Source organism: Staphylococcus sp. FSL W8-1207 (assembly GCF_038003745.1).
Classification (GTDB): Bacteria; Bacillota; Bacilli; order Staphylococcales; family Staphylococcaceae; genus Staphylococcus; species Staphylococcus equorum.
The window spans coordinates 220,986-243,487 of sequence record NZ_JBBOPU010000003.1 but is presented as its reverse complement, the minus strand read 5'-3'; the positions used below and the strand labels follow the sequence as shown (position 1 = coordinate 243,487).

The 22,502-nt window shown below is 32.7% G+C and carries 17 protein-coding genes; 7 read left to right on the top strand and 10 right to left on the bottom strand.

The annotated features are described in order from the left end of the window. The first annotated feature begins 2 nt into the window (after positions 1 to 2). The gene (gene sbnI, locus NSR03_RS12995) at positions 3 to 767 is read left to right on the top strand and encodes a bifunctional transcriptional regulator/O-phospho-L-serine synthase SbnI (RefSeq protein WP_021338982.1); all 765 of its coding nucleotides are present in this window, start codon (positions 3 to 5) and stop codon (positions 765 to 767) included. A gap of 89 nt (positions 768 to 856) precedes the next feature. Here the strand turns inward: sbnI and NSR03_RS12990 are convergent, their stop codons facing one another. From NSR03_RS12990 to NSR03_RS12980, 3 genes are all read right to left on the bottom strand, one after another. After that, a complete protein-coding gene (locus NSR03_RS12990) occupies positions 857 to 2,758 on the bottom strand; it encodes an endonuclease/exonuclease/phosphatase family protein (RefSeq protein ID WP_394802332.1) in 1,902 nt (633 codons plus the stop codon). A gap of 262 nt (positions 2,759 to 3,020) precedes the next feature. After that, entirely contained in the window at positions 3,021 to 5,927 is a 2,907-nt protein-coding gene (locus tag NSR03_RS12985) for a DEAD/DEAH box helicase (protein WP_069821148.1), read from the bottom strand. Between the two features lie 2 nt (positions 5,928 to 5,929). Further along, the gene (locus NSR03_RS12980) at positions 5,930 to 6,322 is read right to left on the bottom strand and encodes a (deoxy)nucleoside triphosphate pyrophosphohydrolase (RefSeq protein WP_002511701.1); all 393 of its coding nucleotides are present in this window, start codon (positions 6,320 to 6,322) and stop codon (positions 5,930 to 5,932) included. A gap of 222 nt (positions 6,323 to 6,544) precedes the next feature. Between NSR03_RS12980 and NSR03_RS12975 the strand changes: the two genes are divergently transcribed. The 3 genes from NSR03_RS12975 (at position 6,545) to NSR03_RS12965 (ending at position 10,377) form a co-directional block, all read left to right on the top strand. Further along, the gene (locus tag NSR03_RS12975) at positions 6,545 to 8,338 is read left to right on the top strand and encodes a purple acid phosphatase family protein (RefSeq protein WP_141714500.1); all 1,794 of its coding nucleotides are present in this window, start codon (positions 6,545 to 6,547) and stop codon (positions 8,336 to 8,338) included. An 84-nt stretch (positions 8,339 to 8,422) separates the two neighbouring features. Next, the gene (locus NSR03_RS12970; RefSeq protein ID WP_069821147.1) at positions 8,423 to 9,100 is read left to right on the top strand and encodes a hypothetical protein; all 678 of its coding nucleotides are present in this window, start codon (positions 8,423 to 8,425) and stop codon (positions 9,098 to 9,100) included. A gap of 149 nt (positions 9,101 to 9,249) precedes the next feature. Next, entirely contained in the window at positions 9,250 to 10,377 is a 1,128-nt protein-coding gene (locus NSR03_RS12965) for an MrcB family domain-containing protein (RefSeq protein ID WP_002511698.1), read from the top strand. Between the two features lie 570 nt (positions 10,378 to 10,947). Here the strand turns inward: NSR03_RS12965 and NSR03_RS12960 are convergent. Next, complete coding sequence (locus tag NSR03_RS12960) at positions 10,948 to 11,556, bottom strand: GNAT family N-acetyltransferase (protein WP_002511697.1); 609 nt, start codon at positions 11,554 to 11,556, stop codon at positions 10,948 to 10,950. Positions 11,557 to 11,841: 285 nt separating this feature from the next. Here NSR03_RS12960 and NSR03_RS12955 point away from each other — a divergent pair, with 285 nt between their 5' ends. From NSR03_RS12955 to NSR03_RS12945, 3 genes are all read left to right on the top strand, one after another. Further along, entirely contained in the window at positions 11,842 to 13,104 is a 1,263-nt protein-coding gene (locus NSR03_RS12955; RefSeq protein ID WP_046465738.1) for a putative glycoside hydrolase, read from the top strand. A gap of 226 nt (positions 13,105 to 13,330) precedes the next feature. Then, a complete protein-coding gene (locus NSR03_RS12950; protein ID WP_065367531.1) occupies positions 13,331 to 14,278 on the top strand; it encodes a glycosyltransferase family 2 protein in 948 nt (315 codons plus the stop codon). A 1-nt stretch (position 14,279) separates the two neighbouring features. Further along, positions 14,280 to 15,776, top strand: a complete 1,497-nt coding sequence (locus NSR03_RS12945; RefSeq protein ID WP_069821146.1) for a DUF6056 family protein — start codon at positions 14,280 to 14,282, stop codon at positions 15,774 to 15,776. Positions 15,777 to 15,904: 128 nt separating this feature from the next. Here the strand turns inward: NSR03_RS12945 and NSR03_RS12940 are convergent, their stop codons facing one another. From NSR03_RS12940 to chrA, 6 genes are all read right to left on the bottom strand, one after another. Next, on the bottom strand, positions 15,905 to 16,573 hold the full coding sequence (locus NSR03_RS12940; protein ID WP_046465740.1) for a PepSY domain-containing protein: 669 nt from the start codon (positions 16,571 to 16,573) through the stop codon (positions 15,905 to 15,907). After that, positions 16,570 to 17,928, bottom strand: coding sequence for a sensor histidine kinase (locus NSR03_RS12935; RefSeq protein ID WP_069821145.1), 1,359 nt, complete (start codon positions 17,926 to 17,928; stop codon positions 16,570 to 16,572). Before NSR03_RS12935 ends, NSR03_RS12940 begins: the two co-directional genes overlap by 4 nt. Positions 17,929 to 17,933: 5 nt before the next feature. Beyond that, complete coding sequence (locus NSR03_RS12930) at positions 17,934 to 18,611, bottom strand: response regulator transcription factor (RefSeq protein WP_002511690.1); 678 nt, start codon at positions 18,609 to 18,611, stop codon at positions 17,934 to 17,936. A gap of 12 nt (positions 18,612 to 18,623) precedes the next feature. Then, complete coding sequence (locus NSR03_RS12925) at positions 18,624 to 20,027, bottom strand: SLC13 family permease (protein ID WP_040762665.1); 1,404 nt, start codon at positions 20,025 to 20,027, stop codon at positions 18,624 to 18,626. After that, a complete protein-coding gene (locus tag NSR03_RS12920; protein WP_002511688.1) occupies positions 20,017 to 21,222 on the bottom strand; it encodes a glycerate kinase family protein in 1,206 nt (401 codons plus the stop codon). Before NSR03_RS12920 ends, NSR03_RS12925 begins: the two co-directional genes overlap by 11 nt. Before the next feature lie 103 nt (positions 21,223 to 21,325). After that, a complete protein-coding gene (gene chrA / locus NSR03_RS12915) occupies positions 21,326 to 22,480 on the bottom strand; it encodes a chromate efflux transporter (protein ID WP_021338970.1) in 1,155 nt (384 codons plus the stop codon). Positions 22,481 to 22,502: the final 22 nt, after the last annotated feature.

The following is a 22,502-nucleotide window of genomic DNA, read 5'->3' as shown; positions in this document are numbered from 1 at the left end:
CAATGGAACAAATGTATAAAGCATTAAAACTTGTACCAGTGGAACACATAGACTTACACGAAACATTCGAGCAAAAGCGTTTAGAAAAGACAAAGCAAAGTATTGAAGCGGAACAAATTATGAGACATCCAGTGTTAGTTACACAAACACAGTCAGGTAGATATATGGTCATTGACGGTGTGCATCGTTTCACGAGTCTCAAGGCACTTGGATATCGTGTTGTACCAGTGCAAGATATTAATGAGACACAATATTCAATTAGTACATGGAACCATAAAGTGGCTATTGGTCAGTGGTGGGAAACTTTGCGACAAGATAACAGTTTGCCATGGACGACAGAAATTAAAAATGCCACGCCATTTATTACAATGTGCAAAGGCTATGACGAACAATATTTATATGTAGAAGATTTAGGAGAACAGAAATTAGAAGCGTGGGCAAAGGTCGTTGCAAGTTATAGTCAAACCTATGATGTGGAACGGATAGCACAGAGTGATAATACTTGTGTATCTAACCAACATATTTTGATGAAATATCAGCCGCTTGGTTTTCAAGAAATCGAAACAATCGTCAATAGAGGAGAAACTGTCCCAGCCGGTGTCACGCGGTTTAACATTTCTGGTCGCTGTCTTAACTTACAAGTGCCGTTAGCAATTTTAAAAGAACAGAGTGAGCTAAATAGAAATGTAAAATGGAATGAATTTTTAGAGGGAAAAATGGATAGTGTACGTTGTTACTCTGAAAAAGTATATTTAGTTGAGCAATGACGTCTTATTATAAAAAAAGAACGAGTGATGCATGGCATCCTCGTTCCATTCTGTCGACAAAGTCTTATGATTTTGTCGATTTTTTTTGCCTATTTAGTTTTTTCATCTTTACTGGCCTGTTTTAAATCAATTTGAGCTAATAGTGGATCATGATCACTTGCACGACCTGACATATCAGTGAAATCACTGTTTACATGAATTGGATCTAATTCTGTATGGTTTTTCAAGTTATTTGAAACGAATATGTGATCAAGTGCTTGTGAATTACCTTGATAGTTGTATGAATAACGTTCGCTTTCAGGTAAATCGTAAATCATATTGCTCATATTAAAGCTTTCAAATGTTTTTAACGGTTTTGACCATTGGAAATCATTATAATCGCCAACGGATACGATATTTGCATTAGGATTGTCTTTTTGAACTTGTTCTACAAAACGTCCAACTGACTTCGCAATTTCAACACGCTGATTTTCACTTTCTAATACAGGTGGTTGTTGACTACCGAATAGCGGTGTATCACCATTTTTAGAGTTCCAATGATTCGCTAATACGATGACTTGTTCGCCATGGAATTTAAATTGAGCAGCCAATGGTTTTCTAGAATCATCAAAGGCAGGGTTATTTGGGTCGATGCGACCTGGATTTAATGTTAAGTCGCCATCTTTATATGAGACTGCTGTGTCCGCATCTCCAGATTCAATAGATTTATCAAATTGAACACGCTTAGGATTGTATAAGAAACCAACACGAATATTTGCATCAGGCTGTCCGCCGTCTTCATTCATTGAAGGATCTATATTTAAATATTTATATTTAGGACCACCAGCTTCTTCAATATCTTTAATTAAGCGTTCATAAGATTTATTAGCTTCTGGTCCGCCTTCTTTTGGTCCGTCATTATCTTGTACTTCAGTCACGCCGATAATATCAGGGTTTTTCATGTGTTCCGTGATACCATTCGCAATTTTATCCGCTTTATCCTCTATTGTAGATGATGAATTGTTAGAGAAATTTTCTAAATTATAAGATGCAACATTGAGCTTTTGATTACTCGGTTCAATGGAAGTTGGTTGTGGCTCAGTGTCACCCTCGACATGTGCTTGTTTCATGTCATCTAAATCTACATTTAATTTGTAGTTTTGGAATCCATAATTCACATGACCAATAATTGGACCTTTAAATTTATCGCCTGTTGCTACATCAAAATTACGCGCTTTATTATTATCATACATTTTAAAAGGAATACGTTCACCATGCTGGTCATTTTCTGTTAAACGTACACCGCCATTTTCAGTTTCAGCAGGTTGGTCGTCTAAAACAGTGAAAAGGTCACCGTGTTCTTGTGGGCCAACACTTCGGACATCGCCAACTTCAACACGCATGCCCTCTAGCGATTCCCAGTAGTCAATTGCGTATTGCTCACGATCAAAGGTCTGAAAGTTATCGTTTGCAGAAATTTTGCTTGGTACTTTTTCAATCTCATAAGGCTCGGGCAATTTTTGGTTACTTTCTTCAATAGACACATTGCCACCTTTATCGTCACGCGCATTAATTTGAGTTACTGGTAAGTCAGTTTCTTGTTTATCGCCATAACCGTCAATATAATATTCATCGACAGTGCCCGTAACATTAACTAAGTCACCTTTTTGGGCGTCGTAATTTTGATTACCCGTATAAATGATAAGCCCCTCAGATGTATTTGGGTTATTATCCTGTTTATCGTCAGGTGTTTCAATATGTAAGTACTTGCCACCATTTAATTCATATTGATATGTAACAATGCCTTTTATGTTGTTTACTTTTTTGCCATCGTAAGGTGATTGATGACCTTCGCCTTGGATATCGTGAATCTCTATACTTTTTGTCGAACTATCTTTTGTATCTTTCGGACTCTGCTCTGCTGTCGTTGCGTGAAGTGTACTAGGTGCTATGACAGTAGTTGCTAATGCCATAGATGTGATAAATGACCAAGTTAATTTCTTCAAAACCATTCCCCTTTAAATTTCAAATTTAATTATATTGTAACAAATCTAATTAAAAGGAATTGTTAAGATAGCGTAAATTAATATTAAGTTTGGATTGGTTGATGGTAATGGGAAATAAAAGTGATGGTTAAGTCGCATATACAAAGGTAAGTACTTGTTTAAAAAATAAAAACTGTAATTCAAGACTGGGGTGGAGTTAAAAGAAGGAGTGATAAATTAGTAATTAAAATAAATAGCCATCTTTATAAGATGACTATTTTAAATTATTTTATTCTTCTATGATATATCTGTAAAGTTCATCTTTTACGGGTGTTTCTAGTGATAAATTCATTGTTACAATATTGTCTTGTTTTTCGTTAGGCATTGTCGTTTGTTCTGCTGTATCTTCAATGTAATGTGCTTTGCCTAAGTAATAATAATCTTTACCATCTGTTAAGGCTTCTTTTTTTACAAAAACATGCATAGTAATACCATCTCTTTGATGATTTAAAATATCTTTAACTTCAGGTGAATCTATCTTTCTTTCAGATTTTGTAAACCATTTTATTTTCTCATTACTTAAAAATGTATCTTCATACTTTGTATTATCACTTATATCATCTTGTTTATGATAATTAATAAAAATAGGTAACGTTCCAGAACCAAACATATAACCATTTACTACTGAAGATACATCGCTATCCCAATTTAATAGTTTTACAAAATCTTTTCGTGAATATTTATTATATAAAATAAGCGAGTTTTTACCATCATAATGTTTTTCATTATTATATTTAGCCAATTTGATAATATCTTCTACATAACACTTAAACAAATCTTTGGATAAAGATTCGATAAAGGTTTCTGTTAAATAAACATTATTATTATCTACCTTGATAATGGGGTTGCCATAAGATACATTTATATTTTCACTGAAGAAACTAAAATCCAAGACTTTCAAACTTGTAGAAACATCGTCAATTGTAACGGTAGAGTCGACTTCTTGTGCTCTAGCAAATAAATGATTGATATTTTGTTCTTGATTCATAACTGCTTTCAAAACTATATGGTCTACATTTTTTAATCCTTGAGCAATTTCTCGTGATAAAAATGTTAAATTCTTTTTCTCGTTTTCATTTAATTCATCTGAAACTTTCTTGTATCTAACGAGAAAATCATGATAGTTTTTATATGGGCTCCTTGAATTTCCGTTTGAATCAGTTTTAGAGGTGTATATGATTCCCGGATCGATAGAATTCTGTTCAATAAAATCCATTAACATAGGTATTCTACCAATTCTACTTTCAACTGTTGTATAAGCTTCTTTAATTAATTTGGCTGAGTTTAATTTAACTGCTTTCAATGAGTCATAGATTTTCTTCTTAGCTATTTCTTCAAAATTGATTGTCGATACGCCATTAAGTGCTGAATTATTTGTTAAAAATTTTCTGTAGTTATCCTTATTTTGCGACTGATCTCCAGACAAGGCTATTGGGATTAGATAGTTTTTATTATAGTTACCAATAAAATCTATGATTGTTACATATTCTTTATTACTACTTTTTCTTAACCCTCTACCTAACTGTTGGATGAAAATAATACTAGATTCTGTTTCCCTCAGCATTACAATTTGATTGACAGAAGGTATATCAATACCTTCATTAAATAAATTAACAGTTATTATATAATTAATTTCACCTGATTTAAGCTGTTGAATAACTTCTTCTCTTTTTTGAGGATTATCTTCTCCAGTTAGTGCGATAGAAGGAACACCACGTAATGACAAGTTTTCGGCTAAATCATATGCTTCTTCTTTTCTACTTACAAAAATCAAACCCTTTAATTCATCACCTGAGTAACCATAATAGTTAGTTTTTTCTAAGACATGCTCAACTCTTTCATTAGAAGTTAAATCTGACAAATTACTTACCTCATCGATTTTTTCTCCGTTATGGACATAGTCAGTTACTCCAAAGTAATGGAAAGGGCATAGCACTTCGCTTTCAAGTGCTTTTTGTAATCTAATTTCGTAAGCAATATTATAATCAAACATTTCAAATATATTTAGACTGTCTGTCCTCTCAGGCGTAGCTGTCATACCTAGCAAAAAATTAGGTTTGAAATAATTAAATACTTTTTGATAAGTAGCGGCTGCAGACCTATGAGCCTCATCAAAAACGATATAATCAAAGTGATCTTTTTCAAATTGATCGTATATATTTTCGTTAGAAAGGGTTTGAATAGTAGCAAATAAATATTTAGCATTAATATCTTTATTTTTACCAGTTAATAATCCGAAATCTGCATCATTTGATTGAGATAATACTTTTTTGAATTCATCTATTGCTCTGTTTAAGATCCCCTCGTTATGCACTACAAACAAGAATTTTTTTGGATCATAGTTTCTAACATCTAAAGCACTTAAAATAGTTTTCCCTGTACCAGTTGCCGAAATGATAAGTGCTTTATCTTTTGCACTTTTTCTCAGTGACGTTAATGATTTTAAGGCTTCTCTTTGGATTAAATTCGGCTCAATTTTATTTAAATCTTTTGTTTGTGTTTCAACTAGTGATTGCGTTTCTGCAACTCTAACTGTATTTTTAAATGTTTGGTATTCAAATGTATTTTCATACTCCTCAATCCATTCATGTGAAAGAGGTACACTCGTTGCCCATAATTCATCAAATTGTGATTTGATATTATATATAAGGTCACCACTTTGCTGTGTTGAAAAAAGGATATTATGTTCATAGTTTATTTTCAAAGCATTAGAGGTTAGGTTAGAGCTTCCAATAATTATTGATGAATAATCAATATGATCAAACATATAACCTTTTGCGTGAAAACCATTCACATCCGTTAATCTAACTTCTACGTTTTTAAGTTTTAATAACTCTTTATACATATTGGGTGTGTTGAAACCTAAATAGTTTGAAGTAATAATCTTACCTTTAATTCCTTTTTCATTTAAGTCATAAAGATAGGATTTCAAACTCGCCAAGCCACTTTCTGTTATAAAAGCTACTGAAATCGTAAATGACTTACACTTATGAAGTTCGTCTATAATTGTAGACAAAACATTCTCTTCTTTATTGTTTACCAGTAATTTCGGCATAAAGTTTCCTTTATGAGGAATAGTACGGTCAATAAATCCTTTATGTAATGATTGATTAAAGTCTTCTAACAAATTAGTCATAATTATTCCTCATTTACAATGATTTCAACTGCTGGAATGTCCGCTGGTGCCCATTCTAATTTTTCTAATTCTTGGATTGCTACCCATTTGATTTCTTTATGTTCTGTTAAAGTTGGTAATTTTTCATTTAATGTACATTTATAAGTGCTTAGTTTTACGATACCAAAATCATATTCATATTCGGTAGTGGTGATTTTGTCACCAACTTCAATATCACATAGCATTTCTTCTCGTATTTCTCTTTTTAATGCATTAATTTCTGATTCATCTTTTTCTATTTTTCCACCCGGGAATTCCCATAATAGAGGTAAACTCATATTTTCATTTCTTTGTGCACATAGCACTTTATTTTCAGAAAAAATGACAGCACCCACAACTTCAATTTTTTTCTTCAAATTACTTCCTCCTAAATTTTACGTTTGATTTAATTCTAACAAACTATGAAGATTAGCGTAATTATTTAAAAACTGTTATAAAGTAATACTTTAAATATAGCTAAACAAAATTAAATAGTAATTTGAAATTTACAAAATCCATATAGCATTAACTTTAGATTAATATTACATTGCTAGAATAGTGAATGAAACATTAAAAATTCATATTGGGAGGTACGTGTGATGGCATATAAGTATCGTTCTATTGCTGTAAGTACTGTTATGAGTCTAGTTATAGTATTTACTACAGTTTCAGCACCAACAGCTGATGCAAGTGGTTCAGGTAGTGCAGGTAGTGCAGGTAGTGCAACAGAAGGGGAAAAAAAAGGTGATATTGAATTACTGGATAAAAAACCTAAAGTAGCTGAGGTTCCAGAGAACAACAATCCTAACCGTGTAATTACAAATTTAAAGGGTGATACTAAAACAGAAATGGGTTTTAGTTGGTATACAACAGACAAGTTCAAAGATTCTAAAGTATGGGTTTCAGAATCTAAAGATTTTTCAGATGCAAAATCATTTGATGCAAAACCTAAAAAAGTAGACTCTAAGTATCTTGAAAGAGATAAAGATGGCAATATTATCTATAAAGATGTAGCCAAAGATGATGAAGGCGAACCTATTGAAAAAAATGGCAAACCTAAAGTGAATGGTTATTACACCGATGAAAATGCAGGTGGCCCTGAGTGGACGAGTGGCGACAAGCACGGTAAAACAGATTTAATCAAAGAAAAAGAATATACATACAAAGCACAAGCTAAAGATTTAAAACCGAATACACAATATTACTACAAAGTGGGTAGTGAAAGTGGGAAGAAAAGTGAAATAGGTAAGTTCAAAACTTCCGGTGATAAAGGCGATCCATTTAGCTTTGTACAATACACAGATACGCAAAATGCTTTTTGGAATGAGAACGTAAGAAATGAAGCAGCATTTGGTGCTGATACATTGAAAAACGCAATCCAAACAGCAGGAGATCCTAACTTCGCACTACATACAGGGGACTTTGTAGAAACTGCTGAAGTTGAAGATGAATGGAAAGACTTGTATAAACAATCTAGACCATCATTTATGTCGTTACCAGTTGCTGCAGCACCAGGTAACCATGATGAGTATGCGTTAAATGAAGAAGACGAAAAATTATTGAATAAATTCAATGAACACATGAACGTACCAAAAGAAAATGACGCAGTAAATGGCGGTTCGTACTATTCATTTGATTATAATGGGGCACACATGGTAGTAGCGAATACAAATGACAATAAGAAATCAAAAGACAATCCAGATGAAAAAGCCATCGGTGATGAACAGATGGAATGGATTAAGAAAGATATTAAACAGGCGCGAGACAATGGGGCAAAATGGGTTGTTTTAAACTTACACAAACCAATGTATTCTAAATCATATCATGCACTTTCAGATGAAGATGTGAAGAAAGTAAGAGACGAATTAACAAAAGAAATTGATGATCTTGACGTTGACTTAGTATTACAAGGACATGACCACGTGTTATCACGTACACATCCTTTAGAACACACATCTACGAAAAATAGTTTTGTGAACGCGAAGAAAGAAGATACTGAACAATTCGTTGGCGAAGATGGCGTGGAATATTATGACGATCCAGAAGGTTCAGTTTATGTGCTACCTAACACTGGTGGTACGAAAGAATACGATAGTATTTATGACCGTTCATTAGAGCACATTAAAAAAGTTAGACCAGAATTAAGCTGGTTAACTCAGAAAGATTTAGATCATTACAACAGTCTATTCAAACTAGGTGAACAACCACAAGAAACAGATGCATTTGAAGATAAACACGAAAATAACAGAGATTCATCAGCTCAAAACTTCTCAGTATATGAAGTTGAAGGCGATCAATTGAAAGTTAAAATTTATCAACTACGCGGTGACATCAGTAAAGGTGAACAACGTAGTGTAGAATTAGTAGATGAATTTGGTATTCAAAAAGATTAAATATAATTAAAACCAATACCTAAGCTGTAATTTATTTTATAGCTTAGGTATATCGGTTTTCCTTTGAAAAAGGAGACTTGTTTTATGAAACAATATATTAAAGCTTTATCAATAATATCTATGTGTACAGCGTTACTTATGGGTTGTAGTAATGAAAAAGCTGAGACAAATAATCATTCTGGAAAAGAAGCAATGGCACGAGAGTCCAGTGAAAACGAAGCATCAAATAAAACTCAAATTTCTGATAAAGAACAGAAGAAAATAAAAGAAGAAATGATAGATTGGTTAGCTGAAGATAAAAAAGAAGACGGTAAGGCAGTCTCCAATCGTTATTTTAGTACAAGTAGTATTTCTGATGGTGATTGGTATGCGGGTACGGAAAAAGGAGAAATACAAATCAATAATACTGGCAAACCTGGGCCTGAAGCATTCGATTTACATGCTGTAACTGGCGCCGTTGCCTATACACCTAAAGATGGTGAAACAGGCTTTGATAAAGAAGCGGAAGACCTTTCTAATGTAGAAGGTTATAAGGAAGTTGCAGACTTAAGTAAGCCAGTGACAAAATACATTTTCACTGAAGAGGGCAAGGTCTACGAATACCAATTTGAAGATAAAGACGATGTGACTTTAGCATCAGGATTTGCGCCAAAAGATCATACTGGTAAAGACCCGAACCTACGCCCAGACCAACAATTTAAAGAAACAGAAAACAAAGCGTTGAGTAAGTTTTATAAAGAATTGGTTGAAGAATATAAATAATATATCCAATAAGGGTTGTTAGATTTCTAATTTGAAATTTAACAACATTTATATTTAATCAACAATATAAAATCTATTTGTAAATTTAATGTATAATATTGGTATTAAGTTTCATATATTAAATAAAAACTTATAGGGGGAGAATGCGATTGAATTTAAATTTAGAAAATATATTTAAAACAATCCTTATGAATTATAAAAAAGAATCTGATAGCAATTCGAATTTCACTAATAATTATTTAGGTGACTTATTGAAAAACAAATTAAGAAATTACATAAAAAGTGAGGAGAGAATACAATTAAGAGATGCTGTAACAATGAAAGGTTCAATAGGCCAGACTAAGTGGGCTGAAATACCGTGGTTTAAAATTGCTTCTTCCATAAAGAACGTACATGAATCAACTCAAAAAGGCTGTTACTTAGTGTATTTGTTTGACGCGGAAATGAAGGGTGTATACATTAGTTTGAATCAGGGATGGACTTATTATAAAAAAAGATATGGTACTAAATTAGGCTTGGAAAAGGCAATAACTACGTCACACTTGATATTTGAAGAATTACAGCTAAATGAAAAGAATTTTAGTCGAAATATAAATTTAAAATCCAAGGCTATAATACCAAGGGGCTACGAAGCATGCCATATAATAGGTAAATATTATCCTTTAGCAGAATTCCCTTCAAATGACGAGTTAATCAATGATCTTAATGAGTTTTTATTAGTTTATCAGAAATTGTCAGAATTAATTGGAATTAATCGAGATTATAAAGATTATACTGAGTTATTATTACTTGAGAAAAATGATAGTTATATTGAATTAAAAGAAAAGACATATCAAGAAGCAATTAATTTTGAAAACCAAAAGCCAAGTGAAATAAATGATGATTTTAAAATAAGGAAAGATTTTGTCACAAATAGACAAGGGGTAAAACAATATCCTAGAGATAAAAACATGGGAATAATAGCGCTAAAAAAAGCTAATTATCAATGTGAATTTAATACGAATTTTCCTACATTTATTAATAATGTAACTGGTGAAAATTATATGGAGGCACATCACTTAGTACCGATAGAATATGCAGAGCAATTTGAATATGATATTGATCAACCAGCTAATATAATTTCGTTGAATCCTATATCTCATAGAATGATACATTTTGCTACAGATGACAAAAAAAGTGAAATGATTGATTATTTTTATAACCTTCGTAGTGAGGGTTTGAAAAAACAAGGAATTTCAATTAGTTTAGATCAATTAAAAAAAATGTATGGAGTATAGAAAAACATGTAATAGATCAGTAATATCCCCTTTTCTAATTACTAGAGCACTTTATTAAAAACTGTTTAAACATTTACATCGATTTGATAGTAATAAAAATGCTGAAATTAACTTTATTGCAGTAGCTGATATAGAATTTGGTGGTTCAGGTAATTTAAAAGAAGACAATGTAGGATGGTAAAAATCCAGATGGTACAGTTTATGTTACTTTAAATTCTTCGAGTGGTAGTAAATTTTATGAGCTTGATGGTGAAAAAGATTACGCTGCGAAATCAATTCAAGACAACAAACCTACATTTAGTAAAGTAAATATCAAAGATTCATATATTGAAGTCATAACATATCATGTACCTCAAGGTTCAGAAGAACTAGGTGAACCTATTGATAAAGTACGTATTAATAAATCATAAATGTTTTACATGAAACATTCCTTGTAAAACCCCCTCACATCATAAAGGTCAGTCATCGGGTTGTCTGGCCGAACAATGCCAGGCGTCTAGAAAACAACAATGAAGCACGCACTTCTTATCTAAAAGGAGTGCGTGTTTTTCATTTCTTATAAGGTAACTACTAGCTTAAATATTTCCGCATTTTATATACTTTAATATCGCCTTCACCAATTTCACCTACATAATCGTAACCTTGTTTTTGGTACAAGCGCTGGGCAGAAGTGTTATTAATTTCTACCGTCAGTGAAATAATATCATAGCCTTTATGTAAGGCAAGTTGTTCAGCATAAGTAAGTAGATTTTTAGCTATACCTATACCTCTAAATTGAGAAAGTGTGGCAAGCATGCTTACATGATATTCTCCTAAACTACCTTCATCTAAATTAATCAAAGCGACTATAGCTTTAAAGTTATTGATGAACTGAGGCACAATTTGAAGTTTCTGTATTTTTACTATCTGTTCAACAGTGGCTAATGTCTGACTTTCAAGCATATCATAAGGAAGACAAGAGATAGCACCGGCGGGTTGACCATCTACAAAAGCAATCATCGTGTTGTTGTAGCTAAATCGATTGCCATTTTGTCGCCATAGATTTTGCATGCCTTGTTCAAGTTTAATTTCATCCTCTGTATTGAAAAAGACTTTGGCCATGTCATCAATTGCTAATAAGTTAAAATATCCACCCTTTTGTAATTCAGGATAGGCAGGTTTAATTATTATACGTGACAAAATAATCCTCCGTTTCTGATTTATGAATATTTCATATTAACATTTACCCTTAAAGTGACAGAAATAAATTGAATATCAAATTATTTTACAAAGAACTATCTGATATTACGATAATCGATAATATGTAAAGTGTTCAACTTATTTGTTATAAAATAAATAATCTCAATAATTAATAATAAAATAAATAATTAGATGTTTGCAATACAAGCGTATTGTGCTAAACTTAAAATCAAGGCATTCGAACGTGAAGGGATACCTAAGTTTATATTAAGGGGAAAATGAATAATGAAAGAAAAACTAATTTTATCAACGATACTTGCTGGAACGCTTGTGTTAACAGGATGTGCGAATGACTCATCGCAGAAGGGTTCCGAAGAAAGTAATAATAAAAATCATGCAAGTGAATCGAAAGATAAAGAAAATGGCAAACCTTATAGTGACGTGGCGTATCCTAAAGACGGCGTGAAAGGTGTCTATGTTAGTGCAAATTCAACAAATGGAGAAAAATTTAAAGAATTAACAACATTTATTGATGAGACTGATTTAAATGCGATGGTTATTGATGTTAAAGATGATACAGGTAATGTGACTATCAATTTTAATACTGGTAATAAGCAGATTGATGATAATACGATTGATATCGTAGATGCAAAGCCATTACTTAAAAAAATGGAAGAAAAGAATATTTATCCAATCGCAAGAATTGTTACTTTTAAAGACTCAAAATTAGCTGAAGACCACCCAGAATGGTCATTTAGAGAAGAAGATGGCAGTGTATGGGAAAGTGATGGCGGTGATAAATTCGTTAACCCATTTAACAAAAATGTATGGAATTATAATATTGATATTTCTAAAGAGGCGGCTAAAGCTGGATTTAAAGATATCCAATATGATTATGTACGTTTTCCTGAAGGATTTGAAAATGTGGAAGGTAGCTTGCAATATAGCAAAGATGGATACGAAGATAGTAAGTTAAGTGATGTAGACCAGCGTGTTGATACAGTCACTCAATTTTTAAGTACTGCTAGAAAAGAATTAAAAGATTATGATGTTAAAGTATCGGCTGATGTATTTGGCTACGCAGCAATGGTAGAAGAGGCTCCTGGAATAGGTCAAAGCTTCCCTAAAATAGCTGAAAATACAGACGCAATTTCATCTATGATTTATCCTTCGCATTGGAGTCCAGGAGATTTCGGTCTTGCAGCACCAGATAAAGAACCGTACAAAGCAATAGATAATTATTTAAATAAAGAAACGTCAGTGCTAAATGCATTAGGCAAAGACAAACCAAAATCACGCCCATGGTTACAAGATTTTACTGCTCAGTATTTAGGTGAAGGTAATTATAAAGCGTATGATAGTCAAGCAATTGAGGATCAAGTTAGAGCGCTTAAAGATCACGGCGTAAATGAATTCTTACTGTGGAATGCTGCGAATGATTATACAACAGGCGTAGATTACACACCTGAGGCAGATAAAGAGAAATTAAAAGAAAATAAACAAGAGTTAAAGGACGAATCAAAAGAAAGCAAAGATAAGGAAAAGTAATATAAGTAAATTGTCGACAAAGAATCAAAATTTGTCGGCAATTTTTGATTACGATGAATAAAAGTATATGGCATTTAGTGTTTACCAAAGCGAAAATAAAATACACATAACGACTCGATAAAATCAGAATGTACAAAATATATAGTACATTCTGATTTGTTATATTGTATAATACTGTATATAATACATTTTATATAAATATAATTCAAAGAGGTGCACCGTTTTAATGATTAGAATATTGATTCCATGCTTTAATGAAGCGTTTGTAATTAAACAAACCTATGATAAATTAACAGAAATTATACAACATGATAGTTATATTAACGGTTATACATATGAATTACTTTTCGTGGATGATGGAAGTAGAGACCAAACATTAACAATAATTCAACAATTATCTGAATTAGATAGTAGAGTGAAATATATTTCGTTTTCACGTAATTTTGGTAAAGAGTCAGCGATGTATGCAGGTTTGAAAGCAAGTACGGAAGCTGAGGCGTTGATAATCATAGACGGAGATTTACAGCACCCGCCTTCATTGATTCCGCAAATGATTGTAGATTTTAGAAATGGCGAAGATCAAGTGGTGGCTAAAAGGGATAGAACTGGAGAACGTTGGTTACGTAAGCATCTGTCTAAAATGTATTATTTAATGATTAATAAAATGGTAGATGTTACCTTAGAGGATGGCATAGGAGATTTCAGGTTATTGAGTCAGCGTGCCGTTAAAGAGGTTGTTAAATTAGGAGAATACAATCGATTTTCAAAAGGATTATTTGCATGGATTGGTTTTGAGCCTAAAGTCATTGAATATCAAAATGTACAACGTGAAGAAGGAGAGTCTAAATGGTCATTTAGTTCATTGTTAAATTATGGTATAGATGGACTGATTTCCTTTAATAATAGACCGTTACGTATTATTATTTATTTGGGATTATTCAGTTGTTTGATGAGCTTTCTCTATATTGCATTCAATTTAATTTATACACTGAGTTATGGTGTGTCTACGCCTGGTTATTTCACTACTATTTTTGCGGTATTATTTCTAGGCGGCGTGCAGCTGACTTCTCTAGGTATTATTGGCGAATATATAGGTAGAATTTATTATGAAGTGAAACAGAGACCGTTATTTATTATACATAAGACGAATTTAAATAAACATGAGGTAAATTAATATGAAATCACTAAATTTGGACAAGATGTATCTGACACTTACAGCACTATTTTTATTTTACTATTTTATGGCGTTCTTTTTACCATTAACCCATGATGATTGGGATTGGTATAGTCAGTATGGCGTACAAATGTGGCAGGAAAAATATACGAATTTAAATGGGCGTTATTTGGGTAATATTTTAGAAACTGTAGCAGTTCGTTTGGATTGGTTTAGGTGGATATCTTACGCGTTGATTAGCATGGCTATGATATATATTATTGTTCGTTTTACTCATAATACGAAACAGCCACTATATTATTTAATAGCTTTCATACTTATGGTTACGATACCAAGTGAGATATACAAACAAACTTATGGATGGTTTGCAGGTTTTTATAATTATGTCCCAGCAACATTGTGCGTGGTGTTCATTTTATGGTTTATTGTTACAGTTTTATTCGAACGAAGAGGACTTACACCTGTAACTAATATTGTCTTTTATATTATTTGCTTTATTGGGCAATTTTTTATGGAAAATACCACACTCTTTAATAGTATGATTTTGGTGTTAGCTATCGCTCTGAACTTATTACTTTATCGACAAATTAATCCTAAATTTATAGTTGGTTTATTATTATCTGTGACTGGTACATTGATTATGTTTTTAAATCCCAATTATCGTAAAATATTTTTTGAAGGCAGCAGTTACCAGAATATATCGAGTGAAACAGGATTAGTCGATAAAATATTCCACACGATAACTACGACAATTCCAGATTGGGTCTTTTTCAATCAAATTGTGATTTTATCTATGATTATTGCTGTGGTGCTAGTTATGCTATATCGCAGTACTGTGATGCATAGCTTATCCAAGGTGAAAATAGGACTGACCGTTAGTGGATTATTGATATTGCCTATTTATTACTTTTTCATATATAAACAATTCGAATTACAAAATTTCCATTCAATCACTATAGCAAATCTGCTTAATACTGTGATTTGTATTATATTTTTAGGTGCAATGATTTATGCAATACATTTAGTGATCGGGCAAAAGGAAGTACGTTATACATTATATTTACTCCTAGCCTCAACTTTACTTGTATGTGCACCTTTAGTCATTGTATCACCACTGGGTCCAAGGAATTTTTATACAGTATATGTAATCTATAGCATCATTTTACTGATATTACTTGTTCAACTCAACGTTATGCATGCGTTGTGGCGTAATATGATTGTGGGAATTGCAATTATGTTTGGTGTTGTTTATTTGAGTGGTTTTTGCTATATTCACTATCAAAATGAAACGCGAATCGCGAATTTGAAACAAGAAGTAAAAGAGCATCCAGATAAGGATTTCTATACGATGGAGAAACTGCCATTTGAACATTATTTACATCATGCAACGCCAACCAGCGAGAAATATCAAACACTATTCAATAAATATGAAGGTTTACCAGCAGATACAAAAGTTAAGTATGTGCCTTTTGGTAGCGAAGAAAAGAAGAGTGATTGATGAAATCATGCGTTAATTATTATAAATTATTACTAGTTTTCAAATTACTCGAAACACATAAAAGCTCCGGGATAGTAAATTTACTAACTACCCTGGAGTTTTTATTTAAATATTTGTGAAGTAATTTATTAATCATCGCCATCTTCATAATCATCATAATCGTCGCCGTCGTCATCACTGTCATCATCGTCGTCATCATCACCTGAATAAATACGTTGTTTTTGATTTGTAGGCGGTGGTTGTGTAGGTTGGGTTTCAGTTGATGCTGCATCATTATTTTTATTGAACCAAGCCACTGAGGATACTTTACCTGTAACATGATTGATAATGATATTAGCACCTTTTTGACTACTTATATCTTGAGTCACCAAATAGTATTTAATACCTTTATCTTCTTTTAAAGTAATAGATTTAAAGGTACCGCCGACGTGTTCTTTTGCTATATCTTTGGCTGATGCTTCACTGATTTTTTTATCTTCCTTTTTCTGTTCCTTTTTGGGTTCAGGTTTCTTTGGTTTTAAATCCTTTGTTTGTTTTATATTAGAAATTGTTTTCTTTTCTCTATCTACTTTAATGTGATATATACCTTCACTTGATTTTAATTTTACTAAAAATTCATTTTTATTATCAGTGAGCTTGATAGATTCAATATCACCGTTGTAACGTTTCTCAACCATTGCTTTTGCATCTGTCTCTGCCATAAGTTGCTGATTCGCTTTTAAAAATATAATTACACATAGGGCGACAGATAATCCAATACATGTCATTATTAAAATTAATTTAACGAGCAGTTTCATTTTTTGACTCCTTTAGGCACAGTTAAAATAAAGGATGAACCTTTATTTACTTCGCTTTTTACATCAATCACTATATTTTGTTGTGTGGCAATTTCTTGCGCAATGGACAATCCTAAACCTGAACCGCCAGTGCTACGTGACCGTGCTTTATCTACACGATAAAAGCGAGTGAAAATATGAGGCAAGTCAGATTCTGGAATACCTATACCGTCATCCATAATTTCAATATTGAATGAATCTTTATTATCAGAAATTCTGACAATAATAAGTGATTCACCATATTTGTGTGCATTATCTAAAAATATGTGTATTAATTGCTTGAATAAAGAAATATTTAGCCAAGCTTCATAAGATTCACAAGCTACTTCTACTTTTATATCTTGTTTATATACATGCTTTAAGCGATGTGTGATTTCTTCAATTAATTCCACTATATTTTCATATTCAAGACTACTTTCCGTCTTATTTTTAGTTATTTGAGCATAATATAATAATTGTTCTGTTAAATATTTCATTTTTTTAGCTTCATCACCAATAGCATGGATACTTTCATCTAATGTTTTTTGATCTTTCTTTCCAAATCGCTGCAACATTTGACTATAAGAGTTTATAACTGTAATTGGTGTTTTTAATTCATGTGACGCATTCATAATAAATGCTTGTTGTCTCTCGTCGTGTTCTTTCAATTTGTTCATCATGTCATTAAAGGAAGTAGATAATTCCTGCAATTCATACGAATCATTTTGTTGTACTTCTACAGGTAAATAATCTTTGGTTTCTTGTGTTTCTTTGATGTGCTTACTTAATTTCAAAATCGGTTGCGTGATAATATTGGTGATTACTCTATTCAAGTAAAAAATAACTATTAGTAATAATATAACTGAGCCGATTAAAATCCATTTTAAAATTTGAAAGGATTCATACTTAAAGTCTACATTTTCATAAAGCTGTAAATTGACGACTTCACCATGTTCCCAAATGATAGGCAAGGAAATCATTGCAAAATGATGACCTTTATAAGCAAGGGTTTTTTTATATTGCTTACTTTGAAAGGGTTGTTGGATATTATTATAATCCACATTAGTCGTGAAATTCACTTTGGCTTTATCGTTCTTATCAATAACGCTGATGTAGCCATCAGAAAGTATGTAACTGTTATTCATAATTTCTTGATTTGTTCTATTATCCGATTTTTTAATTTCTTCTATAATATTAATACTACGTGCTTCAAGTTGATTTAGCTCAGAAGCTATTGAAAAATGTTTGAAAATAACATACACAAAGATGTTCACACAAATAATCAAAATTACGGTCATCACGGTGATATACAACTGGATTCTAGTTCCTAATCTCATATAAATTAATCCTTAATCATATAACCATACCCACGGACACTATCGATAATGGATGGTTTGTTTTTGTCTAACTTTTTACGTAAGTGACGTACATACACATCGACTACGTTAGTATCGCCTTGGTAATCAAATTGCCATACGTGTTTGATTATTTGCTCACGCTCTAAAGCCTGATTTTTATTTTCCAGGAAATAAACAAGCATTTCATATTCTTTTGGCGTAGTACTCACTATAGTATCGTCCATATAGACTTCACGTGACTTTGTATCTACAGAAATATGTCTATGTACGAGAATATCATCATCCTCTTCTGTGTCAGCATGTAGCATTTTTAAATGCGCACGGATTCTAGCTAATAATTCTTCTATTTCGAAAGGCTTAGTAACATAATCATTTGCGCCAGAATCAAGGCCGCCGACTTTATCCATTAATGCGTCACGAGCGGTTAACATGATGACCTTTATTGAATTATCTTTCGTTCTAATACGTCTTAACACTTCCAAACCATTTAATTCTGGCAACATAACATCAAGCAAGATGAGATCAAAGGAATTATCTTGAAATGCTTGTATTCCTTGCTTGCCTGTATATGCTAAAGTCACATCGTATTCTGCAAACTCTAGTTCTAATTGCAATACACGTGCAATTTTTTCATCATCTTCCACAATTAAAATCTTTTCCATTATTCAATACACCTACTTTAGTTTTAAACCTATAAATTGCCAATAAAATAAATACATTAAGACCATAAATACTACATAAATAGGGAGTAACCACATATTTAATTTTAAAAGTTGTGAAGTATTAAATGGTCGATCATCTAACTCATAAAATATTAGTAATGCTTTTGAACTTACTGGTAATGTTAAGCAATAGTTTATGCCAATTAATGTTATAAATACAACTGACATAGGATTTAATTCAAAGGTTTCTGCGAAAATAAGTACCGTTGGAACAAGTACCACAGCTCTTGTTGTATGGCTTGTAATGAGTAAATGTGAACCTACACTAATGATGCTTAGTATAATCACAAATACAATTGCAGGCATTACTGGTAATCCGTTAAGTAATGATAAAATTTGGTCTTGTATGTACTTAACGACACCGTATTTAATTAGTAATTCTCCAAGCGCAGTTGCACTAGCTACGAAAAATATTAAACTCCATGACACTTCTGATAAAGCTTTTTTCCAAGTTATGAGTCCTAATTGAGGAATCAACATGCAAAAAGCCATTAAAATTGTTACAAAAGCAATATCAAGTCCATGTAAACTTTCAGTAACCCACAGTACAATAGTTATGCCAATTAAAATAATTGCTTTACGTTCCTTTGACGAAAGTGGTGTTTGTTCAACGTCAACTTCAATATCGACAGGTTCTTTATCTGAAACTTCCTTCATAGGTTGTTGTTTAATAGGACTGTACATTAATATGACAGCAGCAATCAAACTAATTAGTAAACCAAAGGGTAAGCCCCATAACACGAAATCAATATAAGAAATCGATTTATCTGTTTGACCTTCTAAAATACCTATACCTATTAAATGACTTCCCGCACCAATTAAGGTCGTATTCGTCATAGTTAAAATAAGTATAGGTATCATTAAACCATACATGGTGGCACGCTTTGGAAACTGTGTTTTTATCGCTTGATAAATAGGTAACATTGCTGCTGCACGACTTGAAGTTGAAGGTATAAAGAAAGTCATGAGTTGAATCGTTGCCAAAATGAATAAACTTGCACGCTTTTCAGTATGGCATTTTCGGCTAAACCAATTGACGAGCCTTGTTAATAAACCACTTTCTTCTATGACACTACTGATGATAAATGCGCCAATCATTAACCAAACGATATGTTGATTTAATGATTCAAATAATATTGAATCTGGAACACCCAGCAACACTGCACCGATCAAACATAGCATCCCAGCTAATCCTGCAGGTAAATTTGAAAATATAAATAATATAAGAGCTAAAATAAAAATCATTATACTTACTTTGCCTAAGTAACTTAAATCTAATACCAAAAAGATATAAAAACTTAAACAAAGAAAAGATATCCAAATCCATAGATGTGAAAATGAAACATTAGCTAGCATCTGTAACGACTTCCTTCAGTTTATGCTTTTGTTGTTCTCTTGCTTTAAAAAGGTTCATACCAATCATAATATAACGAATCGCACTTTCTACACTGCCTTCTAACCATTTATCTGCGTCGTTGATTGCATTTTCTAAAGTAGCTGGTTCAGGTATAATACTAGAAAATGCATCAATACCACTTTGATAATTTATTTTTGCGCCTTTACCAATCGTTCCTGCAAAAGCTATTACAGGTTTATTGTGATTTTTAGCAATACGTGCAACTTCAGCAGGCACTTTTCCATTCGGTGTTTGATAATCAATACAACCTTCTGCAGTGATGACAATATCCGTTGATTCAAGATTGCTTTCGATTTGAATATAATTTTTAATTAAATCAAACCTTGGATGCAATGTTGCATTAGCGAAAGCGATGAGACCGGCTCCAAGACCACCTGATGCCCCTGTACCTTCTGCATAACGTAAATCCTTATTTGTATGTTGCTTAATTAAAGCAGCTAAATGATATAAATTATTTGATAAATGTTCTACGTCCTCTTGTGACGCCCCTTTTTGAGGACCAAATACTCGTGCAACGCCTTTATCACCACATAATATATTAGACCAATTTACAGCAACATCAATTGGTGTTGTTGATACTCGGTTGTCTATATTGCTTAAATCTAAGTCATGAATTTTATCAATATCAACGCCACCATCAATGTAAACTGCCTCGCCATGCTTATTATAAAATTTAACGCCAATAGCTTGAGCCATACCTACGCCACCATCAGATGTACCAGAATCGCCACAACCTATAATTATTCTATCTACACCGTAATCAAGTGATTTAATAATCATTTGACCTACGCCATAAGTTGTTGTGTATAATGGGTTTCTTTGTGTCTTAGGGACATGTCTTAATCCTGCAATTGCAGCCATTTCAATCACAGCTACAGTTTCTTTCCCTTCTTTAAATACGCCAAAGTAAGATTGGATGCGTTGTCCGACAGGGCCAGTGACATGAGTCATTATTTTATAACCATTTCTAATTTTAATAATAGATTCTACGAAACCTTCGCCACCATCAACCATAGGTATAACATTCACTTCATAATTTGAATTGACACGTTTAATACCTTTTTCAATTGCATAACCAACTTCTTCTGCACTTAAACTTTCCTTAAAACCTGATGGAATAACTGTAAATTTCATAATCTTCATCTCCCCGTATATAGTCTTAATTAATTGATACTCTTAGACTATGGCATGGGGGTTTACAATTGCTTAAAGAATTATTAAAAAATGATTAAAAAATTTAATAAAACATGATACCCAGTGCTAAGCCTAAAATTACAATTAGCCATGACGGAGCTTTACAGTATGCTAGTAATACAAATAATATGGCAGCAAATGCGAAATCCATATGTGAATTGACGGATGATGTAAAAATAGGATCATACAGTGCTGCAATTAGAATACCAACTACACCAGCACTGACCGCTTTTAACATTGCTTTAGCATAACGATTCGACTGCACGTGTTCCCAAAATGGTAAAACGCCAATTAATAGTAAAAAGGCAGGTAAAAAAATAGCGATTGTTGCGACAATACCACCTGGAATGCCAGACATAACGGTACCGATATATGCTGCAAAGGTAAATAATGGACCCGGCACTGCCTGTGTTAATGCGTACCCTGTTAAAAAGTCGTTCGCACTGATCATATCTGTTGCGACAAATGCTTGTTCTAATAATGGTAGAACAACATGGCCGCCACCGAAAACAAGTGCACCTGAGCGATAAAAATGATCAATCATACTCACCCATGAATTGGTTGTGAAGAAATTAATAATAGGTAAAATTAATAAAAAACTGAAAAAGAGTGTAAGTGCAATAACACCAACCAATTTAGGAATATTGAATATCTTTATTGATGGTTTACTTTCATCATTTTCTTTAAAGAGTATTAATCCAGCAAGCGCCACGATAATCAATGCACCCAATTGTGACATAGGGTGAATCACTGTGACTGCCATAACTAAGGTAAATAGTGCAAGAAGCTTTGTTTTCACATCAGGCAAAAGCTTCTTGCCCATGCCAATAATGGCATTAAGCACGATGGCAACTGCAACCAATTTCAAGCCATGCGTCCAACCTAAATCACTGCTGTAAGCAAGGAGCAGCGTCGCACAAAGCATTAATACAATGACTGAAGGCAATGTAAAACCAATAAATGAAATAACACCACCAAGTAAACCTGCCTTCGTTATACCGATACCAAAACCGACTTGGCTACTTGCAGGACCAGGTAAAAACTGACATAACGCGACTAAATTTGTATATTGCTGTTCTGTGAGCCACTTCCTACGTTTAACGTATTCATCATAGAAGTAACCGAGATGTGCTGTTGGACCACCAAAAGATGTACAACCTAATCTTAGCGCGACCAAAAAGACTTCAAGATATTTCATTAGCATAACCTCCCAATTTATA

Coding starts and splice junctions, on each gene's coding strand:
- sbnI (WP_021338982.1), top strand. CDS start 3: ATGGAACAAATGTATAAAGCATTAAAACTTGTACCAGTGGAACACATA.
- NSR03_RS12990 (WP_394802332.1), bottom strand. CDS start 2,758: ATGGTTTTGAAGAAATTAACTTGGTCATTTATCACATCTATGGCATTA.
- NSR03_RS12985 (WP_069821148.1), bottom strand. CDS start 5,927: ATGACTAATTTGTTAGAAGACTTTAATCAATCATTACATAAAGGATTT.
- NSR03_RS12975 (WP_141714500.1), top strand. CDS start 6,545: ATGGCATATAAGTATCGTTCTATTGCTGTAAGTACTGTTATGAGTCTA.
- NSR03_RS12970 (WP_069821147.1), top strand. CDS start 8,423: ATGAAACAATATATTAAAGCTTTATCAATAATATCTATGTGTACAGCG.
- NSR03_RS12955 (WP_046465738.1), top strand. CDS start 11,842: ATGAAAGAAAAACTAATTTTATCAACGATACTTGCTGGAACGCTTGTG.
- NSR03_RS12950 (WP_065367531.1), top strand. CDS start 13,331: ATGATTAGAATATTGATTCCATGCTTTAATGAAGCGTTTGTAATTAAA.
- NSR03_RS12945 (WP_069821146.1), top strand. CDS start 14,280: ATGAAATCACTAAATTTGGACAAGATGTATCTGACACTTACAGCACTA.
- NSR03_RS12940 (WP_046465740.1), bottom strand. CDS start 16,573: ATGAAACTGCTCGTTAAATTAATTTTAATAATGACATGTATTGGATTA.
- NSR03_RS12935 (WP_069821145.1), bottom strand. CDS start 17,928: ATGAGATTAGGAACTAGAATCCAGTTGTATATCACCGTGATGACCGTA.
- NSR03_RS12930 (WP_002511690.1), bottom strand. CDS start 18,611: ATGGAAAAGATTTTAATTGTGGAAGATGATGAAAAAATTGCACGTGTA.
- NSR03_RS12925 (WP_040762665.1), bottom strand. CDS start 20,027: ATGCTAGCTAATGTTTCATTTTCACATCTATGGATTTGGATATCTTTT.
- NSR03_RS12920 (WP_002511688.1), bottom strand. CDS start 21,222: ATGAAATTTACAGTTATTCCATCAGGTTTTAAGGAAAGTTTAAGTGCA.
- chrA (WP_021338970.1), bottom strand. CDS start 22,480: ATGAAATATCTTGAAGTCTTTTTGGTCGCGCTAAGATTAGGTTGTACA.